The following is a 17,968-nucleotide window of genomic DNA, read 5'->3' as shown; positions in this document are numbered from 1 at the left end:
GAGCCTGCAACACCCTGCCCCTCGGCGACCGTCCTAGGACGGAAACCACCAGAGAGGGGCATGGGTGATGAGGCCGATCAGCGGTGTGGTGATGGCGGCGTTGGGATTGGCGCTGCTGGCGGGGTGTGGGGCCAATGGCAACGACAGCGCCGGCACGAGCGAAGCGGCGCCGGTCCAGAAGCAGGCCTCCGGTACGGCGGCCGACAGCAAGTCATCGAACGCGGAGCCCCAGGTTCCCGGGCAGCCATCGGCCCGGACCCAGCCGACCATCACGCGCGCGATCATCAAGACCGGTTCGCTCACCGTCGAGTCGGACGACGTCGCCGCCACGCGGCAGAAGGCGATCACCGCGATCGCCGGCCTCGACGGGCAGGTCGCGTCCGAGGACACCGGCAGCGACGCCGACGGCAAGATCACCCAGGCCAACCTCGTGCTCAAGGTGCCAACGAAGTCGTACGACGCCGCGATCCAGCGACTGTCCGACCTGGGTAAGCGGCTGCAGATCCACCAGGAGTCGAGCGACGTCACCGAGCAGGTGGTCGACGTGGCCAGCCGGATCGAGTCGCAGCGCGCCAGCCTCGATCGGATGCGCGCCCTGATGGCGAAGGCGAACACCGTCGGCGAGATCGTCTCGGTCGAGAGCGAACTCACCCGGCGCGAGTCGGACCTCGAATCCCTGCTGGCGAAACAGAAGAACCTCGCCCTGCAGACCGATCTCGCCACCCTCACGTTGACCGTGACCGCGAAGGGTCAGCCGCCGGCACCGACAGAGGACTCGGACCGCGGCTTCCTGGCCGGTCTGAAGGGCGGCTGGAACGCGTTCACCGCTACGTTCTCCGCGCTGGCGACCGCGCTCGGGGCGGTCCTCCCGTTCCTGGTGCTGCTCGCGCTGATCGGCGTACCGCTGTGGCGGTTCCGGCACCGGATCCGCCGTCAGCCTGTCGCGCTCCCGCCGACTCCGGACAGTGCGCAGTAGTTCAGAGCAGCGCGCCGGCCAGAGCCCGGTAGGCCTTCGCACCGGGCGAGGCCGGCGCCGTCGTGAGGATCGTCTCCCCGACCGCTGGCGCCTCGGCGAACCGGATCGACTTCGGGATCGCCGGCTCCAGCACGGTCAGCGAGTACGTGTCCGCGATCGTGTCCAGCACCGCGCGGGCATGGATCGTGCGCCCGTCGTACAGCGTCGGTAGCACTCCGAGCACGTGCAGCGCCGGGTTGGTCACCACCTGGACGTCGTGAATCGTGTCAAGTAGTTGCCCTACGCCACGATGTGCCAACGTCTCGCACTGCAAGGGAATCAGGACGTCGGACGCCGCCGACAACCCGTTCACGGTCAGCAGCCCCAGGGTCGGCGGGCAGTCCACGATGATCCAGTCGTACGACGCTTGCAGCGGGCGCAACGCGGTCCGCAGTACCTGCTCCGGGCCACCCTCCTGAGCCAGCCGCACCTCCATGGTGGCCAGCTCGATCGTCGCCGGCAGCAGGTCGGGCGCGTCCTCGAACTCGATCAGCACCTCCTGCGCCGTCACACCGCCGAGCATGACGTGATGGATCGACTTCTCCAGGTCCTCGGGGTCGATGCCGACCGAGAACGTCAGGCAGGCCTGCGGGTCGAGATCGACCAGCAGCACCCGTTGACCGAGCTCGGCCAGGGCAGCGCCGAGCGTCGCGACGGTGGTCGTCTTGGCCACGCCGCCTTTCTGATTGGCAACCGCAAGGGTGCGAGGCACGCCGCCATTGTGCCGCACCGAGGCCCGCGCGCCCCGTACCCCGTGCGCAACGCCGGGCGGGCAGAGTGGATACTCTCTTTACTTGTGAGTACGCCGCGCACGTTGACGCTGCCCGACGGGGTGCACCCCGGGACCCTCGAGACCGACCGTGGCTCGTTCGCCACGCTGATGGCGGTGCCGCGGATCGGTACGCCGCTCGGCACGGTGCTGCTCGTGCCGGGGTGGACCGGCAGCAAGGAGGACTTCACTCCGCTGGTGGACCACCTGTGCCGCTACGGGTGGCGCACTGTGGCGGTGGACCTGCGCGGTCAGTACGAAACAGCCGGGCCGGCCGACCCCTCGGCGTACACGCTGACCGCGCTCGGTGCCGACGTGGTGGCGATGAGCAAGGCGCTGGGCGGCTACAGCCAGCTGGTCGGGCACTCGTTCGGCGGACTGGTCGCTCGGGAGGCGGTGCTGACCGATCCGTCGGTGTTCTCGACGATCACGTTGCTGTGCTCGGGGCCGGCCGCGTTCACGGACGAGGAGACGCTGCAGGGTCTGCAGATGCTCGCCTTCGGGCTGGATAACCTGCCGATCGAGCAGGTCTACGACCTGAAGCTCCAGCACGACGCCAAGAACCCTGGGTACTTCTCTCCGCCGGAAGACATCGCGGCGTTCCTCCGGAAGCGCTTCACCAGCAACGTCGCGGTCAGCCTCGCGGAGATCACCCGGCGCCTGACCGACGCCGAGGACAAGACCGACCGGCTGGCCAAGGCCGGCGTCCGCACCCAGGTCCTGTACGGCGCCTCCGACGACGGCTGGCCGATCACGACGCAACGCGCGATGGCGGAGGCTCTCGGCGTGGAGCCCCAGAGCGTGCCCGACGCCGGTCACTCCCCCGCCATCGACCAGCCCGCAGCCACCGCCCGCCTGCTGGTCGACTTCATCCACGCGCGGGACAACATCTCCACAGTCTGACTGCCGTGGCAGCGTCGTTCAGTGCACTGGCTTCACGGCGACCTCGAGCTGGAGGTCGCCCAGGCCGATCGGCGTCAGGGCGGTCTTCAGCGCCTCGTCGTACACCAGGGCCGAGACGCGCACCTTGTCTTCCTCGGATGAGCCGCCGGACAGGTACACCCCGAGTCCCTTCGGGATCAGGTTGCCGACCGCCGTCCCGCGCTGCATGAGCTCGGCCTCGCTGAACTTGACCTGATGCACGCACAGGTTGCCGGCGTACACCTTCTCGAAGGCGCTGCGGAACGCGGCGAGATCACCGTGCGCGACGCCGATGGTGTAGACCTCGGGCGCGCCGGGTCCGCGGCCGTTCGGGTATTGCAGGCGCGGATCGGTGGCCTGGTCCCGCCGAGTGTCGAGGAACCTGCTGACCGCGACCTTGTCGATTTCGTTCGGCGCGGTCTTCCAGCCGCCGGCGGGCGGCGGGCACGGCACGTTGTCCGGCGGGAACTCCAGCACCGCCGCGGTCGAGCGCGTCTGCGGCACCGTCTGATCCCGGACGTCGATCGTCCGCGCGGTCCAGGTGCCGGTCAGTACGGCGTACCCGGTCCGGACACCCTCGATCGTCTTGGCATCGGCGAGCCCGGCCGGGTCGAGGTTCTTCAGCGTCACCGCGTACTGCGCCTCGCAGGTCGGTGCGGGCTCCTTCCCGTTCGTGAAGCCGATGTCGGTCATCGGCAGCGCCGCACAGAAGACCGGCTCCTGGCCCGGCGTGACGATCACCCGGCCGGTCGCGGTCACCTGGTCGCCGTCGCGGACGAGCAGATCGTCGTACGCCGCTTTGTTGTCTTGAGCGAACGACTGGGACGTGCCGTTGGGGGGCGCCGGCTGCTTGCCACCGTCCGGGAGGACGGTCAGTCCGGCGGCGGCGATCGCCGCGACGGACGCGGCGGCGACGGCGGGAACCCAGCGGCGGGGGCGGCGGCCAGCGCCGAGGATGCGGTCCAGGTCGGGCTCGGGAGGTGACGGCTCGTCCGCGCGCCAGCGCGCACCGGCTCGCGTCAGCAGGTCGTCGACCTCGTCGGTCGGGTTCATTCGCTGACCTCCAGCAGGGTGCGCAGGCGGGCCCGCGCGTCGGACAGGGTGGACTTGACGGTGCCCTCGGAGCAGCCCATCACCGCGGCCGTGTCGGCGATCGACAGGTCGGCGAAGTAGTAGCAGTCCACGGCAAGGCGCTGTCGCGCCGACAAGGAGGTGAGCGCGTGGTCGACATCCATCCGGGCGTCCAGATCCGGCCGCGACACCGGGCCCTCGTGCTCGTCGAACTCGCCGGCCGGCCGCAGCCGCCGAGCCGCCTTCCGGGCCTGGTCCGCGGTGATCGCGAGCAACCAGGCCGACGCGGTCCCGCGGGTGGCGTCGTACTGCCCCCGCTTCGACCACGCCCGCGCGAGCGACTCCTGCACGATGTCGTCCCGGTCCGCCCCGACCGCGAGCCGCCCGGCCAACCGGGCCATCGCCGTCAGATGCGGCCGCACCCACTCGACGAACCCAGCCCCGTCCGCCGGCGGACCCACCGCCACCATCGCAGGCTCATCCGTCATCGTCGGCATACCCTGTCTACCCCCGAATCCCGGTTCCGGTTGGGTCCCTACCCGCATTTCAACGACCCCACCACCCCCAAGTCACACCCAGCCCCCATTCGTAACCCACCCGAGTTATCCACAGATCCCAGAATCCGCCCCACAGCCTCCCTCCACTTGTCTACGGTCAAAAAGACCGAACGACCTGGGGAGAGCAATGCCACCCGCTCCATACCGCCCACCCGAGCCGTCCACCCTCCATCAGGCCTTCGCGGCGAGCCGGCCTCTCGATTGGGGCGGGACCTCGCTCTCAGCGGCGGACCTAGCCCGTCGCCACGGCGCGAAGGCAAGCCGGAAGAGCCTCCGGCTGCTCAAGGACGCAGTGGCCGTCGAGCCACGGATAACCGCCGAGTTCCTCGCGTCGCTTCCCCCGGCTGCTTCGCCCTACCAGCTCGTCCGCAGGGTCAAGTCGCCGGAGTCGCTGGCTCGCAAGATCCGAGACTGGCAAGGTTCGAATGCGCGGCGCCCGATCGACGACCTGCTCCGATACACGGTGCTGACCGAGTCACCCGATGACCTCGTTGCGGCTGCTGTCCAGACCGCGGACGCACTCACCGAACGCGGATGGCAGGTGGCTTATGCGATGCATTCCTACACGGACGGCTCGCGCTACAAAGGCATTCACGCCTATCTCCGTACGCCGGACATCTCGCGGATCGAGGTTCAATGGCATTCCATCGCATCCGTGCGGATCAAGGAACTGACGACACAGTGGTACGAGATCGATCGCAGCGCGCACGCGACCGACGACGAGCGGACAGCCGCCCGGCAGAAGTGCGTGGAGGCCTCAGCGCAACTGCGCCCTCCGGACGGCATCGACGACCTGACGGAGCTAGGGGGCAAGCGTGTCGCCGTCAACAACTACAGTGACTCCAGGCGGACGGCGGCGACCGAACGAAGGCCCGACCCTGCTCGCCCCGGCACCGCGGCACAGCACACACGGCCCACGACAGCTCTCGACAGGACCGACGGGATCGCGCGATGAAGCTCTATCTGGTGAAAGAGGACGAGCGCCTGGTGTGGGTCGCGGCATTGGCGCACGAGCATATGTACGCGTACGTCGCCAACACCGGGAAGTTTCATGACAACAATGCCCTGCGCAACGACTACTACATGGAACGCTGGTTCAGCTACGAGGAGATCGGCAGCGCGGAAGCCCGCCGCCTGATCGACCAAGGCGTCGGCACACTCGATGAGGACGATCACTCGGACGCCCTCATTGGGTGGCGCGCAGACCCCAAGCCCTTGGACCCGGCTGACGTCCTGTCCATCGCCGCCGGCTACAACCGGTAGGGGGCTCGATGACGCGGTTGTACTTGGTGAAGGACTGGGAGCGGGAGCTGTGGGTGGCTGCGTTGATGGATGAGGATGTCTGGACGTACGTCGGGAACACCGGGAGGTTCCACCGGAACGAAGGGCCCGGCACGACTTCTTCTTCGTGAACGAGTTGGAGTACGTCGAGATCGGGATCGCGGAGGCCCAGCGGCTGATTCGCGCCGGGGTGGGGACTGTCGATCCAGAGGAGTTCCGGGGCTCGGCTCAGCGGTGGGGCGATGACACCGACGGCATGGACCCCGAGGTGGTCTTCGCCTCGATGGCGGCCGACCTCGCCTGAACCGCGGTTCTCGGTTGCCCGATGTCTTCGCGGGACAGAGCTGGTTCTACGACGAGAGCGTGCCGGCTGAGGCTCGCCGGATGATGCCTCGCACCTTGCGGGCCGCGATCCGGGTGCTCGACGAAGGGATCGGGCGGCTTGTCATCTCGAAGAGGCCGCGGACCTTGGCATCTGGAAGGCCGACACCTGCATCCCCGACCTGGCAGACGCCTCACCCGATCCGATCCCAGACACGTGATCCGGTCGAGTCACCCGATTGAGCGTCACGACCTTGACGACGTGCTCCATCGCGGCCGGCTGCAACCGCTGAGGTCGTGTTCGCATTGACTGTTGCGGACGACGGCACGCGACTCTGTTGTGGTTGAGCAGACCGACAGATCGTCGTGGGCGATGGGCTGCTCACAGACGGCGTTGGTCTCCTCGGGAGGCGCGCTGACCCGCACCATGGAGTGCCGAGCCCATGGTGGAGTGCCCGGGGCGGGGTAGTGCCGGGGCGGCGTATTGGTGCCGGGCAGTGGTGGTGTGGAGCGAGTGGCCGGGGGTACCGAGCGCGCGTGGTGGGGCGCCGGCACTGCGGGTGGCGGCGTCAGGTGGGTGGGCGTGGTTATGCGGCCCATGGCTGGGGTGGTGGGTGTTCGGGCGGTGGTGGTTGGGGTGGTTGTCGGCGTCGGGGTGGTGGGTTGGGGTTGGCCCAGGTGGAGCGGTGGCGTGGGGGTGGCCGTTGACTATCTGAATGGTCAGGTGGCCGTTGTGGACGGCGATGTGGTCGCGTTTGCAGAGGAGGGCGAAGTTGTCGAGGCAGGTGGTGCCGCCGTCGGCCCAGTGGATGATGTGGTGGGCCTCGCAGATGGCCGGGGGTGCGCCGCAGACGATGCAGCCGTGGTCGCGGGCGTTCAGGGCGTGGCGGATGGCGCGGGTGACGAAGCGGTGTTCGGTGCCGACGTCGAGTGGTTCGGAGTTCGAGCCGAGGACCAGGGGGATGATGCCGGCGTCGCAGGCGAGGCGGCGGACGGCGGCCGCTGACAGGGTGTCGCCGTGGATCAGGCGACCGGTGCCGGTGCCGCTCTTGAGGTCTTCCAGGTCGATGGTGACGGTGATGTGGGGCTTGATGTCGCCGTGGCCGGGCACGGCGGTGCCGGCACCTGCCGCGGTCGCCAGGATCGCGGTCAGGGCGTCAGCCTGCCGTTTGCCGCGGGGGCGCGGGTCGCGGTGGCCGTCGGGGGTCTTGTGCGGTTTCGCGCCGGCGAAGATCAGGGTCTGGAGGAGTTCGGCGTTCTCGGCGGCGAGGTAGCCGCCGAACCGGACGCCGTGGTCGGCTTGTTTGAGCCACAGTGCCTCCTGCGACGAGGTGTCACCGTCGCCGGTAGGTTCGGGGCCGTCGGTGTCGAGGCGATTGCGGACTTCGACGCCGAGTTTGCGCAGTTCGCCGGGGGCCAGGAACTCGGCGGCTTTCACCATCTGATCCTCGGCGACTCGCAGGTCCTCGACCGGCACCTGCGCGGATGCGGGCACTTTTTCTAGCGCGGCCACGATCGCCTGCGCCTGGGCGGTGTTCAGCGCCATCGCCTGGTCGGCGTGCGTAGGGTCTTGCGTGTCGTCCTCGAGCCGTGGGTCGCCGGGTCGTGTGCCGTCGGTGAGGGCTGCGGTGACGGTTGGGTATTTCGGGAGCGCGGTGGCTAGGCGGAGGTCGCGGCGGACGTCGGTGGGGTCAAGGTTGTGGCGGATGGACAGCAGGTGGATGGTGTTGCCGGCGCCGAGGTCGTGGGCGTGGCCGTTGGCGTCGAGGGCGGCCAGGAGTTCGAGGCGGCGTACCTGGCGGCGGGTGAGATCGGCCTGGAGTTGGTCGAGAGCGGCGAGCATCTCGGCGCCGCTCATCGACCAGACCGGTCGCTCGTCCAGGAGTTCCATGCCGTCGACTCTAGCCGGGCCCGTGGACAGTTTTCGTGCCGGAATGGCCTTATCTGTAAGGGATCCCGAGATCGACACCTTCCCGCCAACTTATCCACAATCTTCAGCTCGCGCCTGGAGGAGGCACCTGCGAGTTGTAGCCTCTGGGTCGCCTGCCTATCGGATGTTGACGGAGTTGGAGCGGATCGCTCTGGAGCGGTTTTGCGGGTGATCCCGGCCGCCACCGAGGCAGGTTGGCGTCGGATGCAGTCAGGGGCGAACGATCTACCGACCCGCGTACGAACACCACCCGCCGGTCCGGCGAGATCGCGCGCTGAGGGCTCGCCTTAGTGGGTCGGGGCGTAGAGCTGGGTTATTACTGATTCGATGGTGGGTTCGGCGACGGAGAGGTCGACCAGGGGGTAGTTGGCGGCTATTTGGGAGAGGAGGGGCGCGGCGCTGGTGGTGGTGGGGAAGGTGAGGTGCTGGCGGGGGCCGTCGACCTTGGTGACGGTGGCGCCGTGGATTTCGATGGGTGGCAGGGAGGTGGCCAGGTCGACGACGAGGGTGCGTGGGGCGGACTGGCTGGCTCGCAGGCCGGCCAAGGTGCCGTCGTAGATCTGCTGGCCGTGGTCGATGACCATGACGCGGGCACACAGGGCCTCGATGTCGTCGAGGTCGTGGGTGGTGAGGATGACGGTGGTACGGCGCTCAGCGTTGACCTCGGCCAGGAACTCGCGGAGCCGGGCCTTGCTGATCACGTCGAGGCCGATGGTGGGCTCGTCGAGGTAGACGATCTCGGGGTCGTGGAGCAGGGCGGCCGCGATGTCGCCGCGCATGCGTTGGCCCAACGACAACTGCCGGACGGGGACGTCGAGGAGGTCGCCGAGGTCGAGCAGTTCCACGAAGGTCGCGAGGTTCTCCCGGTGCCGGGCCATCGGGACGTCGTACATCTTCTGCAGTACGGCGAACGAGTCCTTCAACGGCAGGTCCCACCACAGCGTCGTCCGTTGACCGAAGACGACCCCGATGCGCTTGGCGAGCTTCAGCCGATGGCGGGACGGATCGACGCCGGCCACCCGGATCGAGCCACTCGACGGGACCAGGATCCCGGTCAGCATCTTGATCGTCGTCGATTTCCCGGCCCCGTTCGGACCGATGTACCCCATCACCTCCCCCGGCTCGACGGCGAACGACAGACCGTCCACCGCCCGGACCTCTCGACGGGTACGGCGCCACCCGTTCCGCGTCGTCACGGTGAACGCGCGGGACACGTCCGACAACTCGATGACTGCCACTGCTCAGCTCCCTGTACTGCGGTAACGACGGAGACCGCCCCGCCACGCCAGTGACGCCAGCGCGACCATCGCGACGGCGACCAGCGGCGAAAGCAGGCCGATCCAGGACGGCAGGCCCAGTGGGGCCGGCTTACCCAGCACGTACAGCACCGGGTAGTAGTTGACGAAGGCAAGCGGTACGACGAACGTGACCGCCCGGACGATCTCCTTGCCGAAGACCGACAGCGGGTACTGCGTCAGTGTCTGACCGCCGTACGTGAACGAGTTGGCCAGCTCGGCGGAGTCGACCGAGACGAACTGGAAGGCCGCACCGAGCACGAAGATCGCACCGAAGATGATCGACCCGGCGATCACCGCCACGATCAATACGATGCCTTTGGCAACGGTCCAGTCGACGTCGATGTGGCCGAAGGCGAACCCCAGGACCACGCCGGCCTGCAGCGGCCGCCCGAGCCGGCGCAGCGCGAACCCGTCCGCGGCCGTCTGCAGGAACGCCGGCACCGGCCGGATCAGGTACACGTCGAGCGTTCCGGTGCGGATCCGTTCGCCGACCCGCTCGACCGAGCCGGTGAACAGGTCGGCGATCCCGAGCGTCATCGAGGCCGTTGCGTACAGCAACGCCATCTCCCCCAGCGTGAAGCCGCCGAACGTGGTGATGTGGCTGAACATCAGCACGACCGCGACGAAGTCCGTGACCGTGATCAGCATCGAGCTGACCAGCATCAGCACGAACGACGCCGGGTAGGCCAGTGCCGACCGGATCCACATCACGATCAGCATCCAGTACTGCGCGGGCGCCCGGTGGATCCGCTCAACCACCCTGGATCACCACCTTCCGGGTCGCCAGCGACGTGGCGAGCTGCCCGGCCAGCAACAGCACGAGGATCCAGCCCACCTGGAACATCAGCGCCGCACCGGTACCACCCGGGTTCCGGCCGAGCCAGATGTCGATCGGCACCTGCAGCGTCGCCGCCCACGGCGTCGCCCGGGCGAACTCGCCGATCCAGCCCGGGAACACGACCAGCGGCAGGATCGTCCCGGAGAAGAACAGCGACAGCACCAGCGCGAGGTGCTCCATCCCGCGTGAGTCGGTGATCCAGAAACCGGACAGCGCGACCAGGTACCGGAGGCCGAAGCTCACCACGATGCCGAAGACCACACCAACCGCGACCGCGAGCCAGGCGATCGGATCGGAAGGGAACTCGAGGTCGAACACCAGCGCACCGACCAGCAACGGCGCACCGCCGCGAACCAGCAGCTGAAACATCGCCCGACCGAGATCGACGGACAACCACCACAGCATCAACCGCGTCGGACGGTACAGATCCACCGCGATCTCACCGCTGCGGACCCGCTCCCCCAGCTCGACCGTGGTGGTCGCGCCGAAGATCCCGATCGGCACGAGCAGACCCTGCTGCAACCACACGAACGTCAGCGCGTCGGATACGTCGTACCCGCCGAGCCCGGGCCGCTCGTGCCACAGCGTCAGGTAGACACCGCACAGGATGAACCCGAACACGGTGTTGGTGAACGCGCCGGACACGGTGGCGATCCGGTACGTCGAGAAGCGCCGGAACGACCGTACGCCGATCGCCCAGTAGACGCCCACGGCATCCTCCTCTCCTACTCGAGAGCGGTGTCCGCCGGGTCAGTGGCACGCGGAACCGCCCCGAATCCGACAGGACCCGGGGGTTCGGACACCACTGTGAAGGCATGGATGATCCACGCCGGTTTGTCAAGGCAAGGATCGGACAGTACGCGGACGGCAAGCAGGCGTCAACACCATTAACCGATCCGGGCGCGGGACCCCTCAGACCCGCGCCCGGACCGGTGATCCGGGCGATGTCAGACCGCGTCGGTCTTCAGCAGAGCGGTGAGGTGCGTGGCGAACGGACCCGGGTGACTGGCGTAACCGCCGTGCCCGCCGGGGAACGTGACCACCGGCCAGCCGAGGTGATCGGCGATCAGCTGGATCGGCCGGCCGGGCAGGTGGTCGATCGACTCCAGGCCGGCGGCAGGGACGATCCGGTCCGCGACCGTCTTCAGCGCGTCGAGGTCGGGCTCCCACCGGGTGAACGGCAGGAGCTTGTGCTCGTAGAAGTTGACCGCGTTGGCCTGCATCCGCTCGGCCAGCTCGCGGTACTCCGGCAGCAGGTCCTCCATCGGCGGCATCGCGTCGGCGTCCATCCCGGTGCCGACCATGAACAGCACCTCGGCGGCCGCGAGCCCCTCGGACTTGTAGGTGTCGTAGACGTCCTGGAAGAACGCCCGCACGTCCGCGGCGTCCGGCAGCACCTCGGTGCACGGAGGCTCGTGCGCGACCAGCATCCGCACCCGCTCCGGGTGGCGGGTGATCAGCTCGAGCCCGGTGATCGCGCCGGAACTGCTGCCGAGCACGTACGCCGGTCCACCGCCGGCCACCTCGTCGATCAGCGCCAGCGCGTCCTCGGCAGACTGCTCGATCCGCTCGTCGGCGGGCTCACCGTCGTACCGGCTCCTGGAATTGCCGCGCGGGTCCTACGCCACCACGGTGTACTCGGCCGCGAGCTGCCCGACGATCCCGTCGTACACCGCCGCGTCGGTCCCGCCGCCCGCGATCAGCAGCAGCATCGGACCGGATCCGGTCACCTCGTAGTGCAGCGTCGCCCCCGGTACCGCCAGCTTGTTCACAGTCTTCGCGCCCATCAGGCAACCCCTCTCTGTCGCCTCCACTCTCCAGCCCCCCGCTGGCACCCCACGCACATGGCGCTGGTACGACGACTCAGCCGGCGTCCTCGGTCGGGATGGGGGCGGTGTCGTCGAGGCCGGCCCAGGAGTCGCGGGGCGGGGATTCGCGGCGGCCTTGCGGGCAGATGCGGGCGAAGTCGCACCAGCCGCACAGTGCGGAGGGCTCGGGTGGGAAGGCTTCGTCGGCCTCGGCCGGGGTCAGACCCTCGCGCCAGCGGGCCTCGGCCGCGGCAGCGTCGTCGGCCATCGACTCAGCCCGGCGCTGGTGGCGGGCGAGGGACGCGTCGTCGTGGTCGGCCGCCGCGATGGTGTTGGTCGGGAGGTGGTGCAGCTCGACCCGGGTGCACGGCTTGTGCAGGACTCGGCGAGCGCCCAGGACGTACAGCGCCATCGCGAGCGAGGACCGCGCATCCGTCGAGGTCAGTGGGCGGCGACCGGTCTTGTAGTCGACGATCGCCAGCTCGGTGCCGCCGCTCCCATCGCGGGCCGCACGCTCGTCGATCCGGTCCACCCGTCCCCGCAACGAGGCCCGCTCGGTGGTGAAGGCGACCGTACGCTCCACTCCGCGGGGCTCGTAGTACGGATCGGAATCGCGCAGGTAGCCCAGCACCATGTCGGTCGACCGGTCCCGCCAGTCCAGCGACTGCTGCTCGTCCCGGAAGCCCTCGCTGCGCCAGCTCGACCGCATCTTGGCCACGACTTCGTCCGGCGTACGGCGGGCCGCCGGCCAGCGACCGAAGAAGTCGGCGAGCACCTCGTGGACGATCGCGCCGACCGTGTTGTGCGCCCACGGCGGACCCTTCGGCGGCCGCGGCGTCTCCAGGTAGGTGTAGCGGTACTTGCGCTTGCAGTCCGCGAACGTGAGCAGCTTGGTCGGCGTCGCGACGAACAACCGTGTCGGCATCCCGGGCAGCATGTCGTCCACGTCAGCCCGCCTTGATGAAGGCCGTGACCGCGTTGGCGATCAACTGGACCGCGATCGCGCTCAGCAGCAGGCCGGCGATCCGGGTGACCAGGAGCACGCCGTTCTCCCCCAGGATCCGCATGATCACCCCGGAGAACCGCAGCGTCAGCCACATCACCAGGTGGATCGCGATGATGCCGAGCGAGATCGCGACCACATCCGGCAGCGAGCCGTTGGCGCGCTGGACGAACACCATCGTGGCGACGATTGCGCCGGGGCCGGCGAGCAGCGGCGTACCGAGGGGGACGAAGGCGATGTTCACGTCCTTGGTCTGGACCGGGTCCTCGGCGGTGTCGGTCAGCAACTGCAGCGCGATCAGCAGAAGCAGCAGGCCGCCCGCGCACTGCAGCGCCGGCAGCGTGATGCCGAGGTGGTTCAGGATCTGCTGACCGAACGCCGCGAACACGACGATCACCCCGAACGCGACCAGCACCGCCTGCCACGCGGCCTTCTTCCGCACCGCGCGGGTCTGACCCGCGGTGAGCGAGATGAACACCGGCACGGTACCCGGTGGGTCCATGATCACGAAGAGCGTCACCAGGACCTCGGTGAACAGCCCGATGTTGATGACACTGTTCACGGCAGGTAGGCCTCGGGGACCTGTGCGTCGGGGGCGGCGGTCGCGTTCTCCTTGCCGACCTCGAGCAGTCGCTCGAACTGCTCCGGGTCGGTGGTGTTCACGCCGAGGTCGTGGTCGATCTTGCCGGCGCCGTGGTGGTCGCTGGAGCCGGTGGCGATGATGCCGAGGTCGTCGGCGATCGCGTGCAGCGCCGTACGGGATGGTCCGGTGTGGTCCTGGTGGTCGATCTCGATGCCGGCCAGGCCGTGGTCCTGCACGAGGCGGGCGATGGTGTCCTGATTCATCACCTTGTAGCTGGAGCGTCCCCACGGGTGGGCGATGATCGGTACGCCGCCGGCCGCGCGGACCAGGTCGATCGCCCGGCCCGGCTCGATCGCGTAGTGCGGCACGTGGCCAGCGCGGCCGTCCGCAAGGAATCGGTCGAAGGCCTCGCTGCGGTTCGCGACGGTGCCGTTGGCGACCAGCGCGTCGGCCACGTGCGGCCGCCCGACCGACGGCGTGCCGGTCGCCTGGGCGAGCACCTCGTCGACGGTGAGCGGGACGCCGACGCTGTTCAGCCGGGCGACGATCGACGGGATCCGGTCGGTGCGGCCTTCGCGGACGATCCGCAGCTCCTCGGCGAGCGCCGGGTAGGAGGGGTCGAGCAGGTAGCTGAGCAGGTGGACGCTGACGCCGTTGAGCTTGCAGGAGATCTCGATGCCGGGGACGAACCCGATCCCGAGCTCTTCCGCCGCGATCCGGCCCTCGGTCCACCCGTCGGCGGTGTCGTGATCCGTGAGCGCGATCACGTCGAGACCGCTCTCCTGCGCGTGCGCGAGGAGGACGGCCACCGGGTCGGTGCCGTCCGAGCGGTTCGAGTGAGTGTGCAGATCGATGCGCACGAGCGGTCCGGATCCCTTCGAAGGCCTTCTGTCACCGCAGATGCTATCCGCGTTCACCCCTCACACCTTGCAGTTGTCCCCAGGGTGCCGTGCTTGGTCAAGGACCGTTGGTGCGATCAGCGGTGGTCCAGTCGTTCGCTGGCAAGGCGGAGGAGGAGTGCGATGCGGAGCATCTCGCGACGACGACAACGCCGCCAGCGGGCGGCTGGGGCGCCGCTGAGCGTGCCGAACGGTTCTTGACCAAGCACTATTCTGCGGTGGCATGGATGCGCGCCGTGTGGACTGTGTCGGTGCTCTCGTGTACGACGAGCAGCAGCGGCTGCTCGTGGTCCGCAGGGCGAACGAGCCCGGGCGGGGACTGTGGTCGATCCCGGGCGGGCGGGTCGAGCCCGGTGAGGACGATCCGGCGGCCGTGGCCCGGGAAGTCGCGGAGGAGACCGGGCTCGTCGTCGAGGTCGGCGAGCTGGTCGGCGAGGTCGAACGCGAGGCTCCGGAGGGCAAGGTCTACGTGATCCGCGACTACGAGGCGACCGCGGTCGGCGGCACCCTCACTCCGGGTGACGACGCGACCGACGCGAAGTTCGTCACGCGCTCGGAGTTCCTGTCCCTGGCCACCACCACATTGCTGGTGTCGACGTTGGAACAGTGGAGCGCCCTGCCCGGCTGACCGGTCAGACTGAGGCGGTGGAGGACGCTGAGCTGGTTCGCGCGATCGAGGACAACGCCGCCGAGTTGCTGATGGCGATGGGCGCGGCGGGTGGTGGCGAGCAGCGGGACGACGCCGGGGCGCGCTGGACGATCGGGGGTTCGCCGATCGACTATCACAACGCCGTGGTCGCCGCGTCCAGCGATGATGCCGTGGCGGAATCCCTTGCGCTGTTGAAGAAACACAACGTCCCGGGAAGCTGGCACGTCGGCCCGTCGATGCGGAACGACCTTGGAAACCGACTGATCGCAGCCGGGTTCGCAGCGGGTGGGAGTGAGCCGGGGATGGCTGTCCAGATCTCCGAGGTGGTCGCACCCAGCGCCGTACCCGGGCTGGAGATCACCCGCGTCGACCACGATGACGCTCTGGCGATCTGGGAGGCGACGCTCGGGCGAGGGTTCGGCGAGGGCGAGAAGGAAGCGCGGTGGGTCGCGTCGGTCTATCGGAAGCTCGGGTACAGCGATCCGTGGCGGCACTACCTGGGCCTGCTCGACGGCACGCCGGTGGCGACGACGACGGTGTTTCTTTCTGCCGGCGTGGCCGGGGTCTACTTCGTGATGACGGTTCCCGAGGCACGGCGGCGCGGGATCGGGGCCGCGATCACGTACGCCGCACTCCACGCGGCCGGGGCGGTCGCGGAGTACGGCGTACTGGGGTCGTCGCCTGCCGGTCGGTCGGTGTACGCCGGGCTCGGGTTCCGCGAGTACTGCACGATCGAGCTCTACGAGTGGACGCCCACCGGCTGAGCGATGTCCGCCGTACGGCGCTCGCGGAGGAGCAGCCAGGCGTCGAAGAGGACGATTACCGCGGTCAGGCCGTGGATGCCGAGCGCGGTCGCGACGGTGCCGCCGTGGGTGAGCACGATGATCATGTCGGCGATCGGGATCATTGCGGCGATCGCCATCAGTACGCCGGTCGCACGACGCTGGCCGAGTGCGAACAGGGCCAGCAGGTTGAGTCCGATGACGATGTCGCGGATCCCCTTCACCGCGAAGTAACCGGCCGCTGCGCCGGTCGGCCACGGGTCGATGCCGAACCCGGCGGCGGCGCCGTGTGGGTCGAGCAGGAAACGCAGGCCGAACGAGAGCGGGAACAGGCCGAGCAGGATGGTCAGGACAGTGGTGAAGCGGCGCATCTCAGGTCTCCAATGTTCTAGCAGTGCTAATTTTCCTAGCGACGCTAACATTGCCGTTGCTAGTTTGTCTAGCGGTGCTAACATCCGGTCTATGCCGACTCAGCCACGCCGGGAGCGCGCCCGCGAGGAACGCCGCGACCTGATCGTCCGCACCGCCCGCGACCTCGCCGAGACCGAAGGCTGGGAATCCGTCACCACCCGCCGCCTCGCCGAAGCCGTCGACTACAGCCAGCCCGTCCTCTACGGCCACTTCAAAAACATGGACGCCATCGCCGCCGCCGTAGCCCTGGAAGGCTTCACCGAACTAGCCGCCGCGCTCCGCGCGGCGCGGTTGAGCGGGGAGCGCGACCGCGAGGCGAGCCGCCCGGCCGCCGTGGAGAGCGGCCGCGAGGCGACCGAGCCGGCCGCAGGCCCGAGCGGATCGGATCGGGACGGCGCACCGACGGCGGACGCAGCTGGCTTGCGGGCGGCGGCGGACGCGGCTGGGTTGCGGGCGGTGGCGGAGGCTTATCTGGGGTATGCGGAGGAGCATCCGGCCGTGTACGAGGCGATGTTCGTGCGGCGTACGGATCTGGTGTTCGGGGGTGCCGAGAGCCCGGAGGCGCTCAAGGCCGCGTTCGGCGAGATCCTGGCCGGCGTGACCCCGTTCGCCGACGGGGATGCGGAGACGTTGACCGAGGTCTTCTGGAGCGCCCTCCACGGCCAAGCAACCCTCAACCAGGGCAACCGGCTCCGCCCCACCCACCACCACACCCGCGCCGACCTCCTCGTCGCCCTCGTCATCGACGCGGTTCGTGGTAACAAATAGTCGCTGAGCGCAAACGAAGTACCACAGACCCTGCGCTGGGCGGGGAGGACAGGGTTATCCACAGGGGTGGCGGCGGGGTGGGGTGGAATGCGTCAGGCTTGGGCGGATGGATTGGTGGTGGCGGCAGCAGCTCGCGGACGTCGGCATCCACGCGCTGATCCACGACCAGAGCCGGATCGTGTCGCGAGCGCAGCTCCAAGCCGCCGGCTGGTCCGAGCCACGGATCAGGCGCGGGCTGCGCAGTCGACGCTGGCAGATCGTTCACCCGGGCGTCTACGCCACTCACACCGGTCCGATCGGGTACGACGGGCAACTGCTGGCGGCTCTGCTCTATGCCGGGCCCGACGCCGCCTGGAGCCATTTCACCGCAGCGGAACAGCTCGGCCTGCTCAAGCCGAACAGCACACGTCCCATCTACCTGACCATTCCGAAGTGCCGTAAGGTCCGGCCGCGCCCCAACATCGTCATTCACCGCGATGACCGCTGGGCCGATCGTCTCGCCGCGGTCGTACCGCCACGCCGGACACCCGCGGACGCCGTGCTGGATATCGTCGGCATCAGTCGCTCGCTCGATCAGGCGGCCGCGGTGATCGCCGAGGCGTGCCAGAGTGGGCGGGTCACTCCATCCGACATCGTTAGTGCGCTCGCCCAGCGTCCGCGACTCCCTCACCGCCGGTTGTTGCGGCCGATCCTGACCGATGTCGCCGCTGGGTCGCACTCACTGCTCGAGCTTCGTTATCTGCGGGACGTGGAGCGTCGGCACGCGTTGCCGACCGGCCTCAGGCAGCGTTCTGTCGACAGTGAGTTCACCGACGTGTTCTACGCCGGATTCGACTTGGTGGTCGAGCTCGACGGACGCCTTCATCTCATCCCACACCGACGGTGGCGTGACCTCGATCGGGACAACCGGGCGACCCTGCGCAGCGAGGCGACACTGCGGTACGGGTGGATCGACGTGACGGGGCGCCCGTGCGAGGCCGCCGCACAGGTCCTCCAGGTCTTACGCCGCAAGCAGCCCGCACTGACGGCCAAGCCGTGCAGTCCGTCCTGCCCGGTGCACTGAC

22 protein-coding genes and 1 pseudogene are annotated in these 17,968 nt (G+C 68.9%); 10 read left to right on the top strand and 13 right to left on the bottom strand.

Features of this window, described 5'->3' with window-relative positions; all coding sequences use genetic code 11:
• The first annotated feature begins 67 nt into the window (after positions 1 to 67).
• Positions 68 to 976: a DUF4349 domain-containing protein gene (locus tag ACXC9Q_RS34190; RefSeq protein ID WP_457060788.1), complete on the top strand. Its 909-nt coding sequence runs from the start codon at positions 68 to 70 to the stop codon at positions 974 to 976.
• A gap of 1 nt (position 977) precedes the next feature.
• Here ACXC9Q_RS34190 and ACXC9Q_RS34185 read toward each other — a convergent pair whose 3' ends face one another.
• The gene (locus ACXC9Q_RS34185; RefSeq protein WP_457060787.1) at positions 978 to 1,727 is read right to left on the bottom strand and encodes a ParA family protein; all 750 of its coding nucleotides are present in this window, start codon (positions 1,725 to 1,727) and stop codon (positions 978 to 980) included.
• Between the two features lie 84 nt (positions 1,728 to 1,811).
• Here ACXC9Q_RS34185 and ACXC9Q_RS34180 point away from each other — a divergent pair, with 84 nt between their 5' ends.
• A complete protein-coding gene (locus ACXC9Q_RS34180) occupies positions 1,812 to 2,687 on the top strand; it encodes an alpha/beta fold hydrolase (protein ID WP_457060786.1) in 876 nt (291 codons plus the stop codon).
• Positions 2,688 to 2,705: 18 nt separating this feature from the next.
• Here the strand turns inward: ACXC9Q_RS34180 and ACXC9Q_RS34175 are convergent, their stop codons facing one another.
• Together ACXC9Q_RS34175 and ACXC9Q_RS34170 are read right to left on the bottom strand one after the other, a co-directional pair.
• Positions 2,706 to 3,758: a hypothetical protein gene (locus ACXC9Q_RS34175; protein ID WP_457060785.1), complete on the bottom strand. Its 1,053-nt coding sequence runs from the start codon at positions 3,756 to 3,758 to the stop codon at positions 2,706 to 2,708.
• Positions 3,755 to 4,264 (bottom strand): RNA polymerase sigma factor, encoded by a 510-nt coding sequence (locus ACXC9Q_RS34170; RefSeq protein WP_457060784.1) that lies wholly within the window; start codon positions 4,262 to 4,264, stop codon positions 3,755 to 3,757. Before ACXC9Q_RS34170 ends, ACXC9Q_RS34175 begins: the two co-directional genes overlap by 4 nt.
• A 196-nt stretch (positions 4,265 to 4,460) precedes the next feature.
• Between ACXC9Q_RS34170 and ACXC9Q_RS34165 the strand changes: the two genes are divergently transcribed.
• The 4 genes from ACXC9Q_RS34165 to ACXC9Q_RS34150 are packed head-to-tail and all read left to right on the top strand — an operon-like array spanning position 4,461 to position 5,918.
• The gene (locus ACXC9Q_RS34165; protein ID WP_457060783.1) at positions 4,461 to 5,288 is read left to right on the top strand and encodes a hypothetical protein; all 828 of its coding nucleotides are present in this window, start codon (positions 4,461 to 4,463) and stop codon (positions 5,286 to 5,288) included.
• Positions 5,285 to 5,596: a hypothetical protein gene (locus ACXC9Q_RS34160; RefSeq protein WP_457060782.1), complete on the top strand. Its 312-nt coding sequence runs from the start codon at positions 5,285 to 5,287 to the stop codon at positions 5,594 to 5,596. The genes ACXC9Q_RS34165 and ACXC9Q_RS34160 overlap by 4 nt, the downstream gene beginning before the upstream one ends.
• Positions 5,597 to 5,604: 8 nt before the next feature.
• On the top strand, positions 5,605 to 5,745 hold the full coding sequence (locus ACXC9Q_RS34155) for a hypothetical protein (protein WP_457060781.1): 141 nt from the start codon (positions 5,605 to 5,607) through the stop codon (positions 5,743 to 5,745).
• Positions 5,742 to 5,918 (top strand): hypothetical protein, encoded by a 177-nt coding sequence (locus tag ACXC9Q_RS34150; protein ID WP_457060780.1) that lies wholly within the window; start codon positions 5,742 to 5,744, stop codon positions 5,916 to 5,918. Before ACXC9Q_RS34155 ends, ACXC9Q_RS34150 begins: the two co-directional genes overlap by 4 nt.
• A gap of 399 nt (positions 5,919 to 6,317) precedes the next feature.
• Here the strand turns inward: ACXC9Q_RS34150 and ACXC9Q_RS34145 are convergent, their stop codons facing one another.
• The 9 genes and pseudogenes from ACXC9Q_RS34145 to ACXC9Q_RS34105 all read right to left on the bottom strand — a co-directional run bounded on the left by ACXC9Q_RS34145 (position 6,318) and on the right by ACXC9Q_RS34105 (position 14,255).
• Positions 6,318 to 7,826 (bottom strand): DUF222 domain-containing protein, encoded by a 1,509-nt coding sequence (locus ACXC9Q_RS34145; RefSeq protein ID WP_457060779.1) that lies wholly within the window; start codon positions 7,824 to 7,826, stop codon positions 6,318 to 6,320.
• A 326-nt stretch (positions 7,827 to 8,152) separates the two neighbouring features.
• Entirely contained in the window at positions 8,153 to 9,103 is a 951-nt protein-coding gene (locus ACXC9Q_RS34140) for an ABC transporter ATP-binding protein (RefSeq protein ID WP_457060778.1), read from the bottom strand.
• A 3-nt stretch (positions 9,104 to 9,106) separates the two neighbouring features.
• Positions 9,107 to 9,922: an ABC transporter permease gene (locus ACXC9Q_RS34135; protein WP_457060777.1), complete on the bottom strand. Its 816-nt coding sequence runs from the start codon at positions 9,920 to 9,922 to the stop codon at positions 9,107 to 9,109.
• The gene (locus tag ACXC9Q_RS34130) at positions 9,915 to 10,712 is read right to left on the bottom strand and encodes an ABC transporter permease (protein ID WP_457060776.1); all 798 of its coding nucleotides are present in this window, start codon (positions 10,710 to 10,712) and stop codon (positions 9,915 to 9,917) included. The genes ACXC9Q_RS34135 and ACXC9Q_RS34130 overlap by 8 nt, the downstream gene beginning before the upstream one ends.
• A 236-nt stretch (positions 10,713 to 10,948) precedes the next feature.
• Positions 10,949 to 11,608: pseudogene (locus ACXC9Q_RS34125) on the bottom strand (alpha/beta fold hydrolase); the annotation flags it as partial.
• A 12-nt stretch (positions 11,609 to 11,620) separates the two neighbouring features.
• The gene (locus ACXC9Q_RS34120) at positions 11,621 to 11,788 is read right to left on the bottom strand and encodes an alpha/beta fold hydrolase (protein ID WP_457060775.1); all 168 of its coding nucleotides are present in this window, start codon (positions 11,786 to 11,788) and stop codon (positions 11,621 to 11,623) included.
• A gap of 76 nt (positions 11,789 to 11,864) precedes the next feature.
• Complete coding sequence (locus ACXC9Q_RS34115) at positions 11,865 to 12,746, bottom strand: RecB family exonuclease (protein WP_457060803.1); 882 nt, start codon at positions 12,744 to 12,746, stop codon at positions 11,865 to 11,867.
• A 10-nt stretch (positions 12,747 to 12,756) separates the two neighbouring features.
• Positions 12,757 to 13,374, bottom strand: a complete 618-nt coding sequence (locus tag ACXC9Q_RS34110) for a MarC family protein (protein WP_457060774.1) — start codon at positions 13,372 to 13,374, stop codon at positions 12,757 to 12,759.
• The gene (locus tag ACXC9Q_RS34105) at positions 13,371 to 14,255 is read right to left on the bottom strand and encodes a PHP domain-containing protein (protein ID WP_457060773.1); all 885 of its coding nucleotides are present in this window, start codon (positions 14,253 to 14,255) and stop codon (positions 13,371 to 13,373) included. The genes ACXC9Q_RS34110 and ACXC9Q_RS34105 overlap by 4 nt, the downstream gene beginning before the upstream one ends.
• Positions 14,256 to 14,517: 262 nt before the next feature.
• Here ACXC9Q_RS34105 and ACXC9Q_RS34100 point away from each other — a divergent pair, with 262 nt between their 5' ends.
• Entirely contained in the window at positions 14,518 to 14,922 is a 405-nt protein-coding gene (locus ACXC9Q_RS34100) for an NUDIX hydrolase (protein WP_457060772.1), read from the top strand.
• Between the two features lie 17 nt (positions 14,923 to 14,939).
• Complete coding sequence (locus tag ACXC9Q_RS34095; RefSeq protein WP_457060771.1) at positions 14,940 to 15,707, top strand: GNAT family N-acetyltransferase; 768 nt, start codon at positions 14,940 to 14,942, stop codon at positions 15,705 to 15,707.
• Here the strand turns inward: ACXC9Q_RS34095 and ACXC9Q_RS34090 are convergent.
• On the bottom strand, positions 15,683 to 16,096 hold the full coding sequence (locus ACXC9Q_RS34090; RefSeq protein ID WP_457060770.1) for a DUF4267 domain-containing protein: 414 nt from the start codon (positions 16,094 to 16,096) through the stop codon (positions 15,683 to 15,685). The genes ACXC9Q_RS34095 and ACXC9Q_RS34090 overlap by 25 nt on opposite strands.
• 91 nt (positions 16,097 to 16,187) lie before the next feature.
• Here ACXC9Q_RS34090 and ACXC9Q_RS34085 point away from each other — a divergent pair, with 91 nt between their 5' ends.
• Together ACXC9Q_RS34085 and ACXC9Q_RS34080 are read left to right on the top strand one after the other, a co-directional pair.
• Positions 16,188 to 16,904: a TetR/AcrR family transcriptional regulator gene (locus tag ACXC9Q_RS34085; RefSeq protein WP_457060769.1), complete on the top strand. Its 717-nt coding sequence runs from the start codon at positions 16,188 to 16,190 to the stop codon at positions 16,902 to 16,904.
• 106 nt (positions 16,905 to 17,010) lie between these two features.
• The gene (locus ACXC9Q_RS34080; RefSeq protein ID WP_457060768.1) at positions 17,011 to 17,967 is read left to right on the top strand and encodes a hypothetical protein; all 957 of its coding nucleotides are present in this window, start codon (positions 17,011 to 17,013) and stop codon (positions 17,965 to 17,967) included.
• Position 17,968 lies beyond the last annotated feature (1 nt).

This window comes from Kribbella sp. CWNU-51, from assembly GCF_054073265.1.
This window is presented reverse-complemented; position numbering and strand designations above follow the sequence as displayed.